The organism is Streptomyces sp. NPDC030798 (genome assembly GCF_055572275.1).
In genome coordinates, this window is sequence record NZ_JBVIDR010000002.1 from 284,611 (window position 1) to 304,579 (window position 19,969).

Below are 19,969 nucleotides of genomic sequence, written 5' to 3' on the forward strand. Positions count from 1 at the left end.
CGGTGACCGCCGTCACTGACCACGACCACACGGACCACAAGCACCACATGGACCCCATCGACTCCATGAACGGCGCGGCCGCCTCCGCGGATGAGCCCTCCGGGGAACCCGGGGCAGTGTCCGCGGGCGAGGGGGTTCGGAACTTTGAGCATCCGCTGCTGGACGCCGCGGCCGCCTCCGGTGCCTCGGGTGAGATCCGTCCGGCAAGGAGCGGGTCCCCCGAGCCCGCCTCGGGCGCCGGCGACGCGGACGTGGACGCGGGCGTGGGCGCTCGGGCGGGCGACGTGGAGGCCGAGGCCGAAGCGGACGCCGGCAGGGAGAGCAGGGACGAGCAGCGGCACGCGCGCGTGCCCGAGGCGGGACGGGAAAGGGAGCCGTACGCCCCTGTGAAGAGTGCCGGTGCCGAGGCCGGCCGGAAACCGCCCGCCCGCACGACGGACGCCAAGGAGGCCAAAGAGGCAAAGAGGGCCAAGAAGGCCGAGACGGCCAAGGAATCCGGCACCGGCGGGGGCACCGACCCGGACGCCGATCCCACGGAGGCGTGGGACGACGGGCTCATCGCCCGGCGCGTGACCGAGGACTCCGCGGCGGCTCTCGCCGCCGAGCGCGCCTCCGTGCTGGACACCCAGCCGCGCAGCTCCGGCAGCCACGCCCCCGCCCCCCTGGCGTACGACGGCGCCCTGCGCTCCCGGCTCGACGCCCTGCGCGAGCTCGTCGGCCTCTCCCGCACCCGCCTGGACAGCCGTACCCTCGCCGAGGCGGGCCGCGTCCTGGACGAGGCGGCCGCCCGCCGCAAGCTCTCCGGCCGGCACACCGTCGTCGCCATCGCGGGCGCCACCGGCAGCGGAAAGTCGCAGCTCTTCAACGCGCTGGCCGGGGTCGCCATCTCGGAGACCGGCGTACGGCGTCCGACCACGGCCGCCCCCATCGCGTGCAGCTGGAGCGACGGAGCCGCGAGCCTCATCGACCGGCTCGGCATCCCCGGACGACTGCGCCGGCGCCCCCTGCACAGCGCGGAGGCCGACGGCAAGCTGAGCGGGCTGGTCCTGATCGACCTGCCCGACCACGACTCGGCGGCCGTGGAGCACCGTGAGCAGGTGGACCGGATCCTGAAGCTGGTCGACGCGGTCATCTGGGTGGTCGACCCGGAGAAGTACGCGGACGCCATGCTCCACGAGCGGTACCTGCGCCCGATGGCCGGCCACGCGGAGGTCATGTTCGTCGTCCTCAACCAGATCGACCGGCTGCCCGGCGAGGCCGCCGACCAGGTCCTGGACGACCTGCGCAGGCTGCTCGACGAGGACGGCGTCGCGCTCGGCGAGTACGGCGAACCGGGTGCCACCGTGCTCGCGCTGTCCGCGCTCACCGGCGAGGGCGTGGGGGACCTGCGCGACGCCCTCGGCCACTTCGTGGCGGAGCGCGGTGCCGCGGCCCGCCGGGTCGGTGCCGATGTGGACGCCGCGGCGGCCCAGCTGCGGCCCGTCTACACCACCGGCCGGCCCGTCGGCCTCAGTGAGGAGGCCCGGGAGGACTTCGCCGCCCGGCTCGCGGACGCGGTCGGCGCCACGGCGGCCGGCGAAGCCGCCGAACGCGCCTGGCTGCGCAACGCCAACCGCGCGTGCGGGACGCCCTGGCTGCGGCTGTGGCGCTGGTACCAGAGACGCGGCGGGTCCACCACGGGCCGGCTCCCGGTGCGCGCCGCCCAGCCGGACGAGGAGGCCACGGCCCGCCAGAGCGTCGAGCAGGCGGTCCGTACGGTGGCCGACCAGGCTTCGGCCGGCCTGCCCGCGCCATGGGCGGTGGCGGTGCGCGAGGCCGCCGTACGCGGATCCCACGGGCTCTCCGAGGCACTGGACGAACTCGCGGGGCGCGCGGGACTGCCGCCGGGCCGTCCGCCCCGCCCGGGGTGGTGGCCGGTGGCGGTGCTGGTGCAGGCGTCGATGACCCTGCTGCAGGTCGTGGGCGGCCTGTGGCTGGTGGGGCAGATCGCCGGGGTCATGGCGCCCAACCTGGGGGTGCCGGTGCTGCTGATGATCTGCGGGATCGTCGGCGGGCCGCTGGTGGAGTGGGGATGCCGGATGGCGGCCCGGGGACCGGCACGCCGCTACGGCATGGACGCGGAACGGCGACTGCGGGAGGCGGCCGCGAGCTGCGGCCGGGCCAGGGTGCTCGACCCGGTCGCGGCGGAGCTGCTGCGGTACCGGGAGGTGCGGGAGCAGTACGCCAGGGTCGTGGGGACCGGGCCGGGGGCGGGCTGAGGCCCAGCGGTCCGCCCGTTCACCCGTACGGGTGAGGGAGTTCTCCACAGCCTGTAGCTGATCCACAGTGCTCGGCGGGCCCCGGCCCTGCGGAGGCAGTCTGGTCCCGCGGCGATCGCGCCGCACGGCAGACGCAGCCGTACGGGAGGGGCCCGTACGCATGCCGGCCCGGCCTTGGGGGGCCGGGCGAGGGAGGGAGCGCGAGCATGAACGAGACCGTGGTGTGTGTGGTCGGCAACGTGGCGACGCAGCCGATGTACCGGGAGACGGCGGCGGGCCCGTCGGCGCGGTTCCGGCTGGCGGTGACCTCACGGTACTGGGACCGGGAGAAGAGCGCCTGGACGGACGGGCACACCAACTTCTTCACGGTGTGGGCCAACCGCCAGCTCGCCGTCAACGTGGCGGCGTCGGTGGAGGTGGGGCAGCCCGTCGTGGTCCAGGGCCGGCTGCGGGTGCGTGCGGAGCAGCGGGAGCAGCAGAGTTGGGCGTCGGCGGACATCGACGCGGTGGCCGTCGGCCATGACCTGGCGCGGGGCACCGCGGTGTTCCGCCGCGCGGCCAAGCCGGAGACACCGCAGCCGGCCCGGCCGGAGCCGAACTGGGAGACCCCGTCGGCCGAGCCACCGGAGGGCGGGACGGCCCACGCCCAACAGCCCCCGGAACCGGCGGCTGTGACGTGACGTGAGGGGGGTGGGGCGAGGACGCAGGAGGACCGGCATCGGAGGGCGGGCGGCTCGTCGCCGAGCCCCTTGGGTTGATTTGTCGATAGGCCCTGCTCACAACCCCTCACCGCGATAACGATTCCGGATCGGATCACCCATCAGACGATCGGACCGCCCGACGAGGTCCGGCCTGGTTCATAGGATGCCGAGCGTGCCCCTTGGGGCTGCCGATTCTGCTGGTGGGACCGTCCCCCACGTCCAACGGGTCCTGCTCGAAGGGGAATTCTGTGCTTGCTGCGTTCTCTGGGTTTCCTCGGTCCGCCCGCGTGGCCGCCCGCCTCGGCGCCTTGGCGCTGCTGTCCGGGCTGGTGGTGACGGGTGTGCTGTCCGGCGCCGGCCCGGCCGCGGCCGACGAGGCACCCCAGACCCAGGGTGGCGCGACGGCCACGATCAACGGTCTGAAGACCTACGGCGAGGCCGTGATCCACGAGGACGGCGCCGACCAGCGGGTGGCCGCGGGCCTGTTCGAGATGTCCGTGGACGGCGGCGGCACCCTGCAGACGTACTGCGTCGACATACACAACCCCACCCAGCGCGACGCCCGCTACCAGGAGACGCCCTGGAGCGGCACCTCGCTGGGCGGCAACAAGGACGCCGGCCGGATCCGCTGGATCCTGCAGAACTCCTATCCCCAGGTGAACGACCTCGCCGCGCTCGCCCGGCGGGCGCACGCGAGCGGGCTGACCGAGCAGGACGCGGCGGCCGGCACCCAGGTGGCCATCTGGCGCTACTCGGACGGCGTCAAGGTCGACGCCGTCGACCCCCAGGCCGAGAAGCTCGCCGACCACCTCTACAAGAGCGCCCATGACATCGGTGAGCCGCAGGCCTCGCTGACTCTGGACCCGCCCGCGGTCTCCGGCCACCCCGGCGATCTGCTGGGACCGGTCACCGTGCACACCAACGCGGGCAGCGTCGCGGTGAGCCCGCCGGCGGACGCGGTGAACAGCGGGGTGCGGATCATCGACAGGACCGGCAACGTGATCACGTCGGCGAAGGACGGCAGCCGGCTGTACTTCGACGTCCCCGAGGACGCGGCGGACGGCTCCGCGGTACTGACGGTCCAGGCCTCCACCACCGTGCCGGTGGGCCGCGCGTTCGCCTCCGAGAGCCGCAGCCAGACCCAGATCCTGGCCGGCTCCAGCGAGTCCACGGTCTCCGCGACCGCCAGTGCCACCTGGGCCGCCGAAGGCGCCATACCGGCGGTGTCGGCCCGCAAGAACTGCGCCAAGGGCGGCGTCGACATCACCGCGGTGAACAAGGGCGACCAGCCCTTCACCTTCGCACTGCTGGGCGCCGAGCACACCATCCCGGCCGGGGCCTCCCGCACCGTGACGGTGCCGCTCCAGGAGGACCAGCCCTACGACTTCACGATCACCGGCCCGCACGGCTTCAGCCACCGCTTCACCGGAGTCCTGGACTGCAAGACCCAGGGCTCGGTCACCACGGAGACCACCCAGACCCTCAGCGAGCCCAGCCCGGCCACGGTCGGCGGCAACACCACACCCACCGACACCGACCTCGCCGCCACGGGCGGCTCCGCCATCACCCCCCTGATCGCCGGCATCGCCATCGGCCTGGTCGTCATCGGAGGCGCGGTCCTGGTCATCCTCCGCAACCGCGAAAACCCGACGACCGACCGGCCCTGACTTGCATTCCTGACCATGGTTCCCGGCCGTGACGATGCCGGAGCGTGCCGGCAGCCGGCCGCCGGGCGGGCGATCGTTCTCGAGCGGGTCGAGTCAGCCCAGGCAGATCATGGGCCATGAGCGAGATCAGCGTGCTGTACGGGGGCAGACAGTACGCTGAATCGAGCGGGATCGAGCCCCGCAGCACAGCGACCAGGAGGTGCTTCATGACGGCTGAGATGGTGGCACCGGCATGGATGCATGAGCAGATCACGGCGGAGGAGTACGAGTCCTGGTCCGAGGAGCAGTGCGCTGGTATCGAGATCGTGGACGGGATGGTCGTCGTGAGTCCGAGTGCGTCCAAGCGGCCCAACCGGCTCGCGCGGATTCTGGCGAATGCCCTGGACGCCGCCGCGGGCCCGGAGTGGAACGCCGACACGGACTTCGACGTACGGCTTCAGGACGTCCCGCTCACCAATCGCCGCCCTGACGTCGTCGTGTACCGCGCAGACACGATCGACATCCACCGGGATCGGAGACCACCGACCGGATCGTGAAGGTTGACCAGTACGCCAAGGCGGGCATCGGCTTCTACTGGCGGATCGAGCAGGCCGCGACAGGCGTTCCTCTCGTGTACACCTACGTACTCGACCCCGCGACGAAGACCTACCGGGACGGAGACGTGTTCACCGGCGTCCTCAAGGTAGCGGCCCCCTTCCCGGTGAAGATCGACCTCGGCCAGGTCTGACTCACGCACTGCTCGGCAGTCGGCGGCGCGTGAGCCGGCCGGACAGCACGTGCGTCGAGCTCCGTGAGGAGCAGGGATAGCGTTGACGTCATGGCTGTCGACGTCCTCACCGAGACCGTGATCGCCCGCCCCTGTGCGCAGGTCGCCGCCTATGCCGGGGATCCGACCAATGCGCCGGACTGGTACGCCAACATCGTCTCGGTTCGTTGGCGGACCTCGCCGCCGCTCGGTGCGGGCTCGAAGCTCGACTTCGTCGCCCGTTTCCTGGGACGCACCCTGACCTACACGTACGAAGTCGTCGAGTACTCACCCCAGCGACTCGTGATGCGCACCGCGCAGGGGCCGTTTCCCATGGAGACGACCTACACCTGGCAGCCGGTGGACGCTGACCACACCCGGATGACGCTGCGCAACCGCGGCGAGCCGTCCGGCTTCGCCAAAGTGAGCGCACCGATGATGGCTGCGGCTGTGCGACGGTCGAACGCCAAGGACCTGGCAGCATTGAAAGCTCTGCTGGAAGGCGCCGACGCCACCGATTCCAGCTGACGCGTGCTCCGGGCCGTCCCTGGGCCGTGCGAGGGTGCCTGAGGCCGCTCAGCTGCGACCGACAGCGACGGACGACCTACGGCCGCCCCCACCGAAACCCCAGGTCAGAGCGCCCAGACCAAACGGGTTAACACCCAAGCCTGGCGTTCAGGCAAGATGGGGTGTATCTGCCCACTGCCAGATTTCAAGCTGCCGGACGGTTTCTCTTGGCTGAGTTCATTTACACCATGCGCAAGGCGCGCAAAGCGCACGGCGACAAGGTGATCCTCGACGACGTCACCCTGAGCTTCCTGCCGGGAGCGAAGATCGGTGTCGTCGGCCCGAACGGTGCCGGTAAGTCGACCGTGCTGAAGATCATGGCGGGGCTGGAGCAGCCGTCGAACGGCGACGCCTTCCTGTCGCCCGGCTACAGCGTCGGCATCCTGCTGCAGGAGCCGCCGCTGAACGAGGAGAAGACCGTTCTGGAGAACGTCCAGGACGGTGTCGCCGAGATCAAGGGCAAGCTCGACCGGTTCAACGAGATCGCCGAGCTGATGGCGACCGACTACTCCGACGCGCTGCTCGACGAGATGGGCAAGCTGCAGGAGGAGCTGGACCACGCCAACGCGTGGGACCTGGACGCCCAGCTCGAGCAGGCCATGGACGCGCTCGGGTGCCCGCCCGGCGACTGGCCCGTCACCAACCTCTCCGGTGGTGAGAAGCGCCGCGTCGCGCTCTGCAAGCTGCTGCTGGAGCAGCCCGACCTGCTGCTCCTCGACGAGCCCACCAACCACCTCGACGCCGAGTCGGTGAACTGGCTGGAGCAGCACCTGGCCAAGTACCCGGGCACCGTCGTCGCGATCACCCACGACCGGTACTTCCTGGACAACGTGGCCCAGTGGATCCTCGAGCTGGACCGCGGGCGCGCCTACCCGTACGAGGGCAACTACTCCACCTACCTGGAGACCAAGGCCACCCGTCTGAAGGTCGAGGGCCAGAAGGACGCCAAGCGGCAGAAGCGGCTCAAGGAAGAGCTGGAGTGGGTGCGGTCGAACGCCAAGGGGCGGCAGGCCAAGTCCAAGGCGCGTCTCGCCCGGTACGAGGAGATGGCCGCCGAGGCCGAGAAGATGCGGAAGCTGGACTTCGAGGAGATCCAGATCCCGCCGGGCCCGCGCCTGGGCAACGTGGTCGTCGAGGTCAACGACCTGCACAAGGGCTTCGGCGAGAAGATCCTCGTCGACGGGCTGTCGTTCACGCTGCCGCGCAACGGCATCGTCGGCGTCATCGGCCCGAACGGCGCCGGCAAGACCACGCTGTTCAAGATGATCCAGGGTCTCGAGACCCCGGACGCCGGTGACATCAAGGTCGGCGAGACCGTCAAGATCTCGTACGTCGACCAGACCCGCGCCAACATCGACCCGAAGAAGACGCTGTGGGAGGTCGTGTCCGACGGGCTCGACTACATCAACGTCGGCCAGGTCGAGATGCCGAGCCGGGCGTACGTCTCCGCCTTCGGGTTCAAGGGGCCGGACCAGCAGAAGCCCGCCGGTGTCCTCTCCGGTGGTGAGCGCAACCGCCTCAACCTGGCGCTGACCCTCAAGCAGGGCGGCAACCTGCTGCTCCTCGACGAGCCCACCAACGACCTCGACGTCGAGACGCTCTCCAGCCTGGAGAACGCGCTGCTGGACTTCCCCGGCTGCGCCGTCGTCGTCTCCCACGACCGGTGGTTCCTGGACCGCGTCGCCACGCACATCCTCGCCTACGAGGGTGAGTCGAGGTGGTTCTGGTTCGAGGGCAACTTCGAGTCGTACGAGAAGAACAAGATCGAGCGGCTCGGCCCGGACGCAGCACGTCCGCACCGCGCCACCTACAAGAAGCTGACCCGGGGCTGATCGATCTTGCGCCACCTGTACCGCTGCCCGCTGCGCTGGTCGGACATGGACGCGTACGGCCATGTCAACAACGCGGTCTTCATCCGCTACCTGGAGGAAGCCCGGATCAACTTCCTCTTCCGCCCGGAGAAGGACTTCAAGCAGGGGTCCGTGGTGGCGCGCCATGAGATCGACTACAAGCGACAGCTCGTCCACCGGCACCATCCGGTGGACATCGAGCTGTGGGTCACCGAGATCCGCGCCGCGTCCTTCACCATCACCTACGAGGTGAAGGACGAGGACGTGGTCTACGTGCGCGCCTCCACCGTCGTCGTGCCGTTCGACTTCGAGGCCCAGCGACCGCGCCGGCTCACCCCGGAGGAGCGGGAGTTCCTCCAGGAGTACCGGGACGACGCCGAGAACGACGGGAAGACCGAGGCCGAGGGGGAGGCCGTCGCCGCATGACGGTGCTCCACCTCGCCGACGAGACGGAGGCGGCCGACCTCGCCGCCTTCCTCTCCCGGCTGCTCCACTACGACCGTGGAGCCGCGGTGCGCCTGCAGGCGGCAGGGACCGCGCTCGCCGTGTTCGGGCGGCCGCCGTCCTTCGAGGTGCTGGCGGTGCGCGCGGTACGGCTGGCCAAGCCGTACGAGAACGGGCTGGACCTCACGCTCGACGTGACCGTGTCCGCCGGTGAGTTCCTGGAGTCCGTGGACGAGCGGGCGGCCACGGCCGCCGTGCCCGCCCCGGTCACCGGGCCGCCGTGGGCCGGCGTGCTGCCGCCGCGCGGCGGCTGGCGGCCCGAGCCGGGACTGCCCGCGCCGGAGGTACTGCGGACGACGGTCGCCGCGTCCGTCGCCGAGTTCCGCTCGCGCACGGAGAAGCTGGCGCCCGAGCGGCGCACCCGCGCGGAGCTGGACCGGATAGGGCGGGACATCTGGTCCCGGGAGGTCGGGGACACCCGGCTGCCGGTACGGGCCGTGCACGCGGCGCAGTCCCTGGGCTTCCTGCGGCCGGGCGCCGGCACGGACGGCACCGGGCTGTACGCCTGCGGAGCGTGGCTGAGGCTGCGGACGCCGTACGGATCCGTGGCGGTACGGCGGGCACAGGCCTCGGCGGGGCTCGGGGTGCTCGGCGTCAGCGTGCGCTGAGCGCAGCGCGGCCGGGCGCCTGCTCCGGGTGCGGCCGCGGTGGCACTGTGGCGGGCCCGTCTATCTCTCTTCGCTGTCGTCCGGCCACACGCCGATGTGGTCCGCTTCCAGTTCCAGGGCCACGCGGTCGCGCATGTGCAGGGCCCGGGTGTACTCGGCGGGCAGTTGGAGGCGGCCCGCGCGGTCGAGCATGGCGTACTCGCGGGCGACCACCGTCTCGTCGCCCGTCGTGGCGTCCACCTCACTGCGGCGCAGCACCTCCGTGGACGTACGGCCGTCGCGGATGGCGACCGTGCGGCGGACCTCGCCGGCCACGGCCTGGTCGTGCGTGACGATGACGATGGTGGTGCCGAGGGTCTCGTTCGCCGTGCGGAACGCGTCGAAGATCTGGGCGCCGGTCCGGGAGTCGAGTTCGCCGGTGGGCTCGTCGGCGAGGAGCACCGCGGGGGCGTTCGCGAGGGCCACCGCGATCGCGGTGCGCTGCTGCTGGCCGCCGGACATCTCGTGCGGGTGGCGGTCGCGGCAGTCGGCCACCTGAAGCAGGTCCAGGAGTTCCAGGGCGCGTTCGGCGCGGGCGCGGCGGCGCATGCGGGTGCCGGAGAGCTGGAGGGGGAGGGCGACGTTCTGGGCCGCGGTGAGGTACGGGAGCAGGTTGCGGGAGGTCTGCTGCCAGACGAAGCCGACGACCTCGCGGCGGTAGGCCAGGCGGTCCTTGGCGGTCATGGTGAGGAGGTCGTGGCCGGCGACGTGGGCTCCGCCGGCGGTGGGGGTGTCGAGGCCGGCGAGGATGTTCATCAGCGTCGACTTGCCGCTGCCGGAGGCGCCGACGAGAGCCGTCAACTCGCCCTCGTGCACGAGGAGGTCCAGGCCCTGGAGGGCTTGGACCTCGACGCCGTCCGCGGAGAAGATGCGGACCAGGCGGTCGCAGGTGATGAGGGCGTCGTGGCCGTAGGCGGGGCGGTTGCGGGTTTCGGTGACGCGGGTGGCCAGCTCGGTGAGGGTGGGGTGTGCCGTCGTCATGGGGTCTCCCTGGGGGCGCGGCGCTGCGCCGGGCGGTGGCGTCGGCTGTGGCTGTGCTGCGCCGGTGCCGGGCGGTGAGTTGCCTGGTGCGGCCTGGGCTTTCATGTGGTGTCGCCCGCTCTCAGTTCGGTCACCGAGCTGCGTCGTCCCGTCCACCAGGCCTGGAGGGCGGGCACACCCACCGCGAGTACCAGGACGGTGAGCGCCGGGAGCGTCAGGGACCAGGTGTCCGGATGGAGGACCGCCTTGCCTGCCGGGGTCTCTGCGGAGGTCAGGGCGACGGTCGTCAGGTCGATGCCGGGGGACAGGAGGAGGATCGTGGCCCAGCCGGTCAGGGTGCCTCCGACGGCGGCGAGGAGCGCCTGGGGGAGGGACTCCAGGACCAGGAGGCGGCGGCCCTGGGCGCGGGTGAGCCCCATCGTGCGCAGGCGGGCCAGCAGCGCGGTGCGTTCCGGGGCCGCCCTGAGCAGGGCCAGCAGGAGGGCCAGTACGGCGAATCCGGCGCCCGCGGCCACCGCCGCCGTGTAGACGTGCCCGGCGCCGGTCTGCAGGGGCGAGTCGGCGTACCGGGACCGCTCTTCGGCGCGTACCCGGACCGATGTCCGAGCGGGGGCCAGGCGGCGCAGCGCGGCCGTGTCCGGGTGGGCGCCGGTCAGGAGCAGGCTGGTGGGGCGGGCGGCCGCGGCGGGGAGGCCGGCGCGGTCGACGATCAGGAAGTCCGCGCCGGGTACGGCCGGCGTGCGGTCCCGGACGGTGGTGATCCGGACGGTCACCGCGCTGCCGTCCTCCAGCCGGACCGGGAAGGGGCGCCCGGTCCCGTAGGCGCGGGCGACGGACGGCGAGGCCAGCGCGGGCAGCGGGCCCGATCCGCCCGCCCCAGGGGATGCGCCCGACCCGCGCGATGCGCCCGCCCCATCCGGTCCCGGCCCCTTCGCCCCACGGGATGCGCCGGACCCGCCGGATCGATCAGACGCGCGTGATGCGTCCGCCCCATCCGGTCTCGTTCCCTTCGCCCCACGGGATGCGGACCCGCCGGATCCATCCGCCCCACGGGATGCGCCCGACCCATCGGGTCCCTTCGGCCCACGGGACGCATCCGGCCCGCCGGATCCATCCGACCCCACAGATCCATCCGACCCACGAGGCGCGTCCGACGCCTCCGGCCCACCAGCCCGAGACGACGACCGCTCCAGCCGCCCGGCGGGAAACGCCCCCATCCCCGTCTCCGCCGCCAGGCGGCCGTACGGCACCGGGTCGACGCCGACCAGGGGCACCGTGTCCTCGCCGTCCTCCGGCTTCGCCATGTACGTGATGCTCGCCGGGGTCACCCCGGAGACGCCGGGCACGGTGCGTATCCGGGCGGCCAGGTCGGTCGGCAGCGCGGTGGTGGAGTCGAGGCGGGCGTCGGCGCCGACGCCGAGGAGGGCCGCCCGGTCACGGGCGTCGGCCACGCCCGCGAGGACCGAGCCCCCGAAGGCCGCCGTCGTCAGGGCGGTCAGCAGGGCCAGCAGAGGCAGCACCGCCGAGGCGCGGGTGCGGCCCGCCCGGGCCAGGGAGAGGTGGCCCACCGCACCGCGCAGCCGAGCGGCCGGGCGGGACAGGCGGCGCAGGAGGAACGGGTGGAGGCGCAGAAGGACGAGGGCCGCGATGATGCCGGTCAGCACGGGGGCGAGGGACACCAGTTGGCCCGCCGACGTGCCGCTTCTGCGCAGCGTGGCCACCGCCCCGGCCGCCAGTGCCAGCAGCGTCAGCTCGGCGACGGTGCGGCGCCGGGTGGGCCGTACGGCGGTCACGTCCTCGCGCGGACCCGTCAGCCGCACCGCGCGGTGGGCGAGTGCGGCGCGCAGCGGGAGCGCGGCGCCGGCGGCGGCGGTGACGGCGAGTGCGGCGGCGACGGCGTACCCGGTGCGGCCGCCCGGGAGGAGGAGCAGCGCGGCGGCCAGGCCGACCGCTCCCGCGGGTACGGCGACCACCGCCGTCTCGGCCAGCAGCCGGCCGGCCAGGCCGGGCAGCGAGGCGCCGCGGGCACGCAGCAGGGCGAGTTCGGTGCGGCGCCGGTCGGCGGCCAGACCGCCCGCCATGAGCAGGACGACGCCGGCGACCGTGGCGGTGCCGGCGGCGGCCACCGCGACCAGCGGGGAGATGCCCGAGCGCAGCCGGTCGAAGGAGGCCAGGACGTCGTCCAGGTCGGTGCCGACGTCGGCGTCCGAGCCGGCGACGGCGCGGGCGCGCCGCAGACCGGGGCCCGACTCCGCGGAGGCGACGGCGGACTTCAGGGCGTCCAGGTCGTGGGCGCGCAGGCCGTCGAGGTCGGGGGCGAGGTACCAGTAGCGAAAGGGCTTCGCGCCGGTGCCCAGCAGCACGGGCGCCGCCCGTTGCGGGAGCAGGAGGGCGCCGAGCCAGTAGTTCTGCTCGGGTCCGGGCACGGGCAGGCGCATCAGGCTGGGGGTGCGCAGCAGCGGGACGGTGGACCAGTAGGCGCCGGTGGGGTCGCGCGGGGTGAGGATGCCGGTGACCCGGACGGCGAGCGGGGGGCGGGGGATGCCGGGCAGGTGGATGACCGAACCGACCCTGATGTGCAGGGCCTTGGCGGTCGCGGCCGTGACGGCGGCCTCCACCCGGGGCGAACTCGCGTCCACCGGCCCGGAGGCGCGCGGCAGCCGGCCCTCCCGGACCTTCGCGTGCCGGCCCAGGCCGCTCGGCGCGACCAGGGAGACCCGGGCCGGATGGCCGGTCGGGCGCGGGATCCACGGATCGGGCACCGTCAGGTTGCTCTCCTCGGCGACGCCGTACGCCGACTGGGACCGGTCGGTCGCCGGTACCCCGCCGACCGCGCCCAGCAGCTTCTCGTACCGCCGTTCGAGCGCGTCGGGGCGGAGCAGCGGGGCCGGGTCCTCGGAGAACGTGTCGGGCTGGTCCAGGGACGAGGTGATCCGCAGGGTGGTGCGCTCGGGGCGGGCCTGGCCCAGGGTGTGCCGCAGGCCCGCGTCCTCGTACCGGTCGACGGCCCGCGGGAAGGCGCCCGCCAGGCACGCGGTCAGCGCGACCAGCAGCGCGAGCGCGGCGGCGGCACCGGGCGCGGCCCGCAACCGGGTGCGCACCCAGGGGGCGACCACGACAGGAACGGAACGCACCTCACGCACCCCCTTCGCACGGCCCCGGAGTCGCGCGGGTGCGCGTCGTGGGACGGGGCGCCACGGCCGGGGTGGCAGCCCCGGAACTCGCCGGATGCGGCCCCTTGTTCGCGCCGGACACCACCTCACTCACCCCCCTGTTCCCGCAGCGCCCGTACCGGGTCCGCACGGCGCAGGACCGTCGCCGCCGAGACCGCCAGCGGTGCCGCCGCGGCGGCCACGAGGAGCAGCGCGACGCGGCCCGGCGGAAGCTGCACCAGCAGGTCCGGTACGGGGCGGGAGGCCTCGTCGGTCAGGACGATCAGCGGGAGGACGCCCCGGGCCAGTACGGTGCCCAGGGCCACGCCCACCGCCAGGGCCAGGCCCACCAGTACGGCCAGTTCGGCGGCTACCGTCCGGGCCAGCCGGCGGCGCGGGGCGCCGAGGGCGCGCAGGACCGCGAAGTCGGCCTCCCTCGCCCGCAGCGACCCGGCGGCGCCGACGGCGAAGCCGACCGCGGCCAGGGCCGCCGCCACCACGGCCGCCGCGGTGAACGCGGCCGTGGGACCGGCGCCGAAGGGGTCGTCGCGCAGTTCGGCGGCGATCTCGTCCCGGACCAGCACCTCCCCCGGGTCGACGTCCGGCAGCGCCCGCACGGCGGCGGCCACCCCGGCCGCGTCGCCGGGCGCGGTGCTCAGCCACCACTCGTTCGGCGTGACACTCTCTTCGTGCCGCGCCAGCAGCGCCCGGTTCGCGGCGCGCAGGTCGAGCAGGACGGCGCCCCCGTCCTGGCTTCCGGAGGCCTCCGGGGCGCCGGTCGTGGGCAGGGCGCGCACGGAACGCACGATCCGCACCGGCAGGCTCTGGTCGCCGATCGTCACGTCCAGACGCTGCCCGGTGCGGGCGCCCGCCGACTGCAGGAAGCGGTCGGTCGCCACGGCCGTGACCTCGGGCGGCGCGGGCCGCGCCACCTGGAACCGAACCGTCAGCGACGCGACCGTCCAGGCGTTCGCGTTCGGCAGGTATCCGGTGCCGTAGGTGAACGCCAGTGGCGTGCGGGAGCTGAGCCGGGGCCGGGTGGGGCTGGTCCGGGCGGTCGTCACGGCCGCGCCGCCGGTGTGCACGGCCGTGCTCCAGGAGGCGGGCAGCGCGAGCGGCCGTACGGTGCCGTCGGCTCTCACGGCGGCCAGCTCCCGGACGGTGAACCGGTGCCGCTCGCCTCGGTCGTCGGGCTGCGTCATGTCCAGTTGCAGACCGGTCAGGACCGCCGGGCCGGGTGCGGAGGTGAGGTCGAGGGTGAGCGTGTGCGCCCTGCCGTCGGCGGGCAGCCGGCCCACCGGCAGGTCGTACGGCACCCCGTAGCGGTCCTCCAGGGCGAGCGTGACGTCGGCGGTCGTGTCGGGGCCGGTCGAGCGGTGCAGGCTCGCGGTCAGCCGCAGGCGCGCGGTGTGCGCCGGGATCCGGGTGCCGGCGGGGGAGTCCTTCGGTGTGAGCGCGGCGAGCAGCGGTTTCGGCGGTGTGTCCGCCAGGTCCGGGCGCATCAGCAGCGCGCTGCCGGCGTGCGCGGTGTCGGTGGCCAGCACGGTCGCGGTGCGCTCGCCGGACAGGGGCTCCTCGCCGCGCAGCACGGGGACGGCCGCCCGCACGTGCGCAAGCGCGGCGTACGCGTCCGTACGGCCGAGTGCGCCCTCCCCCGAGGACAGCACCCGTACCGGAGCCCCGGCGCGGAAGTCGGCCTGGTCGTCCTGTGAGCGGTCCCAGGAGGCCGCCTGCCCGATGGCCAGCATGCCGAGCGCCACGGCGAGCACGAGCAGCAGCACCGGGCCCGCCTGACGCGCGGTGCGGCGGCTGAACTGCCAGCCGGCCAGCGCCATCGGCAGCCCCCGCCCGGCCGCCGCCCCCCGCTCGGCGAGCCTGGCCACCGGGGGCAGCAGGCGCAGCGTCAGCACGGTTCCGGCGAGCAGCGCCAGCGCGGGCGCGGCCACCAGCAGGGGATCCACCCCGAGGGTGCCCGTCCGGTCGGCGGCGACGCCCCCCGAGTCGTGCTGCTCCAACTGCCAGTAGGCCACCCCGGCCACGGCGAGCAGCCCGAGGTCGCCGCCGGCGCGCAGCGGACCGGGGAGGAGCCCGGCGCCGGCGCGACGGGCGCGGGGCGCGCGCGACCGTCCGGAACGGCCTTCTCCGACACGGGGAATGAGCGGTCGCCTGCGGTGACCCCGCTGCCCGCGTCGGGTCGGACGCTCCGCGCCGCCGCCTCCCGTCACCGCCGGCAGCGTCACCGTCAGGGCGCAGCCGAGGGCCACGGCGGCCGCCACCAGCCACACGCCGGGGGCGCCGGCCACCGGGAGGTCCAGGCGCAGGTCGAGGCGGGCCAGCGGGCCGTGGGCGGTGAGCAGGGTGGTGAGCGGGCCGGCGAGCAGGGGCGCGACCACGGCCGCCGGGAGCGCGAGCAGCAGCGACTCGGCGCCGGCGAGGGCCGCGATCCGGGCGCGGGAGGCGCCGCGGGCCCTCAGCAGCCGGGTCTCGGCGGCCCGTTCGGTGCCGAGCAGCCGGGCCACCAGCAGCAGCGCGTACCCGGCGAGCAGCACCAGCTGGAGCGCGACGATCAGCAGCGTGGAGCGGGAGACGAGGAGGGAGCGGTCGATCCGGTCCAGGACGTCCGGCAGCGAAGTCGAGGCCGCCGTGGCCCCGCTCAGCGCGGGGGCCGAGCGCAGCGCCCCGCTTCCGGCGCGGGCGGCGCTGCGCAGCTCCCCGATGCGGCCGGTCGTCAGCGAGGAGAAGTCGGCCGTCGCGAGCCACGCCGTCGTACCGGAGCTGACCCGGCCGCCGCCGAGCACCGAGGGGTCGGCGAGCAGCGGCCCGTACGTCGTGAAGCCGGCTTTCTTCACGCCGCGCCCGAGCAGGTCGTCCAGCCGCCAGTACGCGGAGTCGACGGCGGTGGGCCGGTACAGCCCGGTGACGCGGACCTCGAGCGTGCGGTCGGCGAGCCGGTCGGTCAGGGTGAGGCGGTCGCCGGGCTTCAGCCCGAGCGGCCGGGCGGCGGCCTGTGGCAGGGCCACCTCGACCTCGCCGGTGCTCCGGCGCGGGAGCCGGCCGGCGGTCGGCCGGACCTGGGTGGCATCCAGCGCCGCGAAGTAGGTGAGGTCCGGGTCGCCGGACCGGGCGGCGGGCGGCTGCAGCGAGCGGGGCAGCGCGTACGGGCCCGAGCGGCGCAGGGTGCGGACGGTCACCGGCAGCCCGCCGAAGGTCCGCCGCGCCCCGTCCCGTACGGCGGTCTCGGCGGCGGCGCGCTGCCCGGCCGGCACGTCGGCCTTGACGATGAGTGCGGTGTCGGACGTGGTGCGCCGGTCGTTCAGTACGTGGCGCAGCGCCGCGTCGCCGATCGCCCCCGAGTACGCCGTGAGCGTGGCCAGCACCGCGGTGGTCAGCGCCACGGTGAGCAGGGCGGAGCCGAGCAGCAGGCGGTGCGCCCGCGCGCGTGAGACGACGAACCCCGTCATCCGGCCCCCGTGTCGCCCGGAAACTCCCCGTGAATTTCTGGATCTCCGGGCGATGCTCGCAGAGCGAACCGGCCTGGGTAAGCGGTTGTCGACCGGTCTATACCCGATCGTGACCGGAATCCGGCGTCATCCGCCCGGAATCCGACGTTCAGCGCGAACGGGTCCGGAAGCGGGAGCCGGTCAGTCCGGGGTGTTGATCATCGACTGGGCCGCGTACGTCAGGTAGTTCCACAGCGTCCGCTCGTGCTCCTCGGACAGCTCCAGCTCGTCGACGGCCACCCGCATGTGCCGCAGCCAGGCGTCGTGCGCGGCCCGGTCCACGGTGAACGGGACGTGCCGCATGCGCAGCCGGGGGTGGCCGCGCCGCTCGCTGTAGGTGGTGGGGCCGCCCCAGTACTGCATGAGGAACAGGGTGAGCCGCTCCTCGGCCGGGCCCAGGTCCTCCTCCGGGTACATCGCGCGGAGGAACGGGTCCTCGGCGACTCCCTGGTAGAAGCGGTGGACGAGCCGGCGGAAGGTCTCCTCGCCGCCGACCTGCTCGTAGAAGGTCTGCTCCTGCAGCGTGCCGCGCCGGATCTCGGTCACGTCGGATTGCCTCACATCTGTCTGCCGGTCCGCCCCGAGGCTGTTCGGCCGGGGGCCCGGGGCCGCCCCCGGGAACTGCACTACCCGTCCATGGTCTCAGACCGGGTGACCGAGGACCCGAGCCCTACGACCTCCCTTGCCGCCCGCCCCTACTGTGGACCCATGGGCGTCCAGGACGGCACCGGGATCGAGGCACTCGCCGCCGAGGCGCGGGCCGCGCTGGTGCGGGAGATCGACGCCGAGGGCGCCTGGGCGGCGGACCCGGTCTGGCGGGAGGCGTTCCGGGCGGTGCCCCGGCACCTGTTCGTGCCGTACTACTACGTCGTGGGCCCACGCGGCTACGAGCGCCGCTGGAGCGCAAGCCCTGACCCCGGGGCACGGGAGCGCTGGGTGCGCGGCGCCTACGACGACGTGCCGCTGGCCACCCGGCTGCGCGACGGCGAGCTGCTCTCCTCCAGCAGCCAGCCCTCGCTGATGGCCCGGATGCTGGTCGCCCTGGGCGTGACGGACGGCGACCGGGTGCTGGAGGTGGGCGCCGGCACCGGGTACAACGCGGCGCTGCTCGCGCACCGGCTCGGCGACGACGACCTCGTCACCAGCATCGACCTGGAACCGGAGATCACCGAGTCCGCCCGGCAGCACCTGGCCGCGGCCGGTCACCGCGTGCCGGTCGTCACCGGCGACGGCGCGCGAGGGGTGCCGGAACGCGCCCCCTTCGACCGGATCATCGCCACCTGTGCCCTGCCGACGGTGCCGCGCCCCTGGCTCGCCCAGTGCCGCCCCGGCGCGCGCATCCTGACCCCGCTGGCCACCGGGCTGCTCGCCCTCACCGTCCGCGACGCCGGGCACGCCGAGGGCCGCTTCCTGCCGACGGCCGCCTTCTTCGTGCCGCTGCGCGGCGCGGGCCGCGCGGAGCCCGAGCCGGTGTCGCTCGGCGGGTTGCCGGTCCGGGCGCGCGAGCAGGACAGCTTCCGCTTCCTGCTCGCCCTGACCCGGGGCGTCCTCGATCCGCAGGAGGCCTGCGCGCTCTGGGAGCGCGAGGGCACGCCGGAACGGGAACGCTACGGCGTCACGGTCGCCGGCGAGCACATCTGGGCGTGGCTGGACGACCCGGAGGGGCCGTACGCCTGGCCCCTGCCGTGACCGCAGGGGCTCCGCCGCCGAGCGTGCTCAGCCGCGGCGGATCGTGATCGTCGTCCAGGCGCCGACGTGCACCCGGTCGCCGTCCTGCAGCGGCACCGGCACGAACGGCTGGATCGGCTCGTCGGAGCCGTTGACCGTGGTGCCGTTCGTCGAGTTCTGGTCGACGACCGCCCAGGTGCCGTCGGGCTGCTGGACCAGCACCGCGTGCTGGTGCGAGACGCCCGGGTCCTCCGGCGGCACCGACAGGTCGATGTCGGGGGTGTCGCCGGTGGAGTGGCGGCGGCGGCCGATGGTGACCTGGTTGCCGGTGAGCGTGCGCTGCTGCTCGGGCGAGTACGCGGGCAGGTTCAGGCCCGCGGCCTCGGGGCCCGAGCGCTGCATCATCGCCATGAAGTACTCGCGGTCCGGGCCGATGGTCGCGGTCCAGGTGGCCGGCCCCCGGGGGGCCTGCGGAGCCTGCGGGAAGCCGGATCCGGGCGCCTGCGTGCCGCCGGGCTGCGGATAGCCGTAGCCGCCCTGACGGGCGCCGGGGCCGGACGAGGGCGGGGAGATCACCCAGTCGTCCTCACCGCCGCCGAAGGATCCGCCGGCCGGGGGCCGGCCGGTCTCCTGCGGGAACGCGGGCGGCGCGGGCGGACCGGACGGCTGGAAGGCCTGCGGCGCACCGCCGGCCGTGCCGCCGGGACCGGCGGGCGGGGTCGGCCCGGGCGGCGGCGGAACCGGACGGGAGGGGTCGCCACCGAAGCCGGAGGAGCCGGGCGCGCCCGGCCCGCCGGGACCGGAGGGCTCCCGCCCGAAGGGCGGCGGAACGGCAGGACCACCGGGACCCTGCCCGGGCCCCCCACCGAAGCCGGAGGGACCGCCGGGGCCGCCGGAACCCTGCCCCGGTCCACCGCCGTAGCCGGACGGGCCGCCGGGGCCGCCGGAACCCTGCCCCGGTCCACCGCCGTAGCCGGAGGGACCGCCGGGGCCGCCGGAACTCTGCCCCGGTCCACCGCCGTAGCCGGACGGGCCGCCGGGGCCGCCGGAACCCTGGCCCGGTCCACCGAAGCCGGAAGCGCCACCGGGGCCACCCGGCCCCTGTCCATGCCCCTGCCCCGGGCCGCCGCCGAAGCCGGAAGAGCCCCCGTCGAAGGCCGGCGGCGGGCCGGAGGGACGCCGGCCGCCGCCGAAGCCGGAGGGGCCGCCCTGGCCGCCGGGCCCCGACGGGCCGCCCGAGGTGGGCGGCGGGCCGGACGGGCCGCGCTCGCCGGCGAACGGCGTCGGGCCCGACGGCTCGCTGCCGAAGGACGGGATCGGCTCGGCGGGCCGGTTCACCTGCGAGGGCCGCGAGCCCTGGTACTCGTACCCGTCACCGCCGCCGTACGTCGCGCTCGGCGGCTGGAAGCGGGGCTGGGCCGGGCGCGGGGCGGCCGGGGTGTAGGAAGTGGCCGTGTTGGTCAGGAAGTTCCACCGGCACTCCTCGCAGAACGGCGCGCCGCCCTCCCGGGGCGTACGGCACTGCGGGCACAGCTCCGGCTCCGGCGCGCCGGAGCCCGCGGGGCGCCCCGCGGGCCGGCCGCCCTGCGGCGGCGGGAAGCCGTAGCCGCCGGCGGGCGGGGGCGGCGGGGGCGGAGGTACGGCACCGGCCATGCGGTGACCGCAGACCTCGCACCAGTCGTCGGAACCCGACTGGTGTCCGTTCGGGCAGGTCGGCATGTCGGCGCTT

Annotated in this window: 13 protein-coding genes and 1 pseudogene; 9 read left to right on the forward strand and 5 right to left on the reverse strand. The window is 74.5% G+C overall.

What is annotated here, in order from left to right; genetic code table 11:
• The first annotated feature begins 2 nt into the window (after positions 1–2).
• From ACZ404_RS05820 to ACZ404_RS05855, 8 genes and pseudogenes are all read left to right on the forward strand, one after another.
• The gene (locus ACZ404_RS05820; protein WP_468436311.1) at positions 3–2,258 is read left to right on the forward strand and encodes a GTPase; all 2,256 of its coding nucleotides are present in this window, start codon (positions 3–5) and stop codon (positions 2,256–2,258) included.
• A 206-nt stretch (positions 2,259–2,464) separates the two neighbouring features.
• Positions 2,465–2,938, forward strand: coding sequence for a single-stranded DNA-binding protein (locus tag ACZ404_RS05825; RefSeq protein ID WP_468436313.1), 474 nt, complete (start codon positions 2,465–2,467; stop codon positions 2,936–2,938).
• 308 nt (positions 2,939–3,246) lie between these two features.
• Positions 3,247–4,626 (forward strand): Cys-Gln thioester bond-forming surface protein, encoded by a 1,380-nt coding sequence (locus tag ACZ404_RS05830; RefSeq protein WP_468436315.1) that lies wholly within the window; start codon positions 3,247–3,249, stop codon positions 4,624–4,626.
• A 206-nt stretch (positions 4,627–4,832) separates the two neighbouring features.
• A pseudogene (locus tag ACZ404_RS05835) lies at positions 4,833–5,353 on the forward strand (Uma2 family endonuclease).
• Between the two features lie 90 nt (positions 5,354–5,443).
• Positions 5,444–5,899, forward strand: coding sequence for an SRPBCC family protein (locus ACZ404_RS05840; RefSeq protein WP_468436317.1), 456 nt, complete (start codon positions 5,444–5,446; stop codon positions 5,897–5,899).
• Between the two features lie 206 nt (positions 5,900–6,105).
• Positions 6,106–7,770, forward strand: a complete 1,665-nt coding sequence (ettA, locus tag ACZ404_RS05845) for an energy-dependent translational throttle protein EttA (RefSeq protein WP_468436319.1) — start codon at positions 6,106–6,108, stop codon at positions 7,768–7,770.
• A 6-nt stretch (positions 7,771–7,776) separates the two neighbouring features.
• Positions 7,777–8,214, forward strand: coding sequence for an acyl-CoA thioesterase (locus tag ACZ404_RS05850; protein ID WP_468436321.1), 438 nt, complete (start codon positions 7,777–7,779; stop codon positions 8,212–8,214).
• Complete coding sequence (locus tag ACZ404_RS05855) at positions 8,211–8,900, forward strand: DUF8185 domain-containing protein (RefSeq protein ID WP_468436323.1); 690 nt, start codon at positions 8,211–8,213, stop codon at positions 8,898–8,900. Before ACZ404_RS05850 ends, ACZ404_RS05855 begins: the two co-directional genes overlap by 4 nt.
• Before the next feature lie 60 nt (positions 8,901–8,960).
• Here the strand turns inward: ACZ404_RS05855 and ACZ404_RS05860 are convergent, their stop codons facing one another.
• The 4 genes from ACZ404_RS05860 to ACZ404_RS05875 form a co-directional block, all read right to left on the reverse strand.
• On the reverse strand, positions 8,961–9,920 hold the full coding sequence (locus tag ACZ404_RS05860; RefSeq protein ID WP_468436325.1) for an ABC transporter ATP-binding protein: 960 nt from the start codon (positions 9,918–9,920) through the stop codon (positions 8,961–8,963).
• Positions 9,921–10,021: 101 nt separating this feature from the next.
• On the reverse strand, positions 10,022–13,054 hold the full coding sequence (locus tag ACZ404_RS05865; RefSeq protein ID WP_468436327.1) for an FtsX-like permease family protein: 3,033 nt from the start codon (positions 13,052–13,054) through the stop codon (positions 10,022–10,024).
• Positions 13,055–13,179: 125 nt separating this feature from the next.
• Positions 13,180–16,533, reverse strand: coding sequence for an FtsX-like permease family protein (locus ACZ404_RS05870; protein ID WP_468436328.1), 3,354 nt, complete (start codon positions 16,531–16,533; stop codon positions 13,180–13,182).
• A gap of 180 nt (positions 16,534–16,713) precedes the next feature.
• Positions 16,714–17,118, reverse strand: coding sequence for a globin (locus ACZ404_RS05875; RefSeq protein WP_468436330.1), 405 nt, complete (start codon positions 17,116–17,118; stop codon positions 16,714–16,716).
• 162 nt (positions 17,119–17,280) lie between these two features.
• Between ACZ404_RS05875 and ACZ404_RS05880 the strand changes: the two genes are divergently transcribed.
• Complete coding sequence (locus ACZ404_RS05880) at positions 17,281–18,261, forward strand: methyltransferase domain-containing protein (protein WP_468436332.1); 981 nt, start codon at positions 17,281–17,283, stop codon at positions 18,259–18,261.
• Positions 18,262–18,288: 27 nt separating this feature from the next.
• Here the strand turns inward: ACZ404_RS05880 and ACZ404_RS05885 are convergent, their stop codons facing one another.
• A complete protein-coding gene (locus ACZ404_RS05885; protein ID WP_468436334.1) occupies positions 18,289–19,959 on the reverse strand; it encodes an FHA domain-containing protein in 1,671 nt (556 codons plus the stop codon).
• Positions 19,960–19,969: the final 10 nt, after the last annotated feature.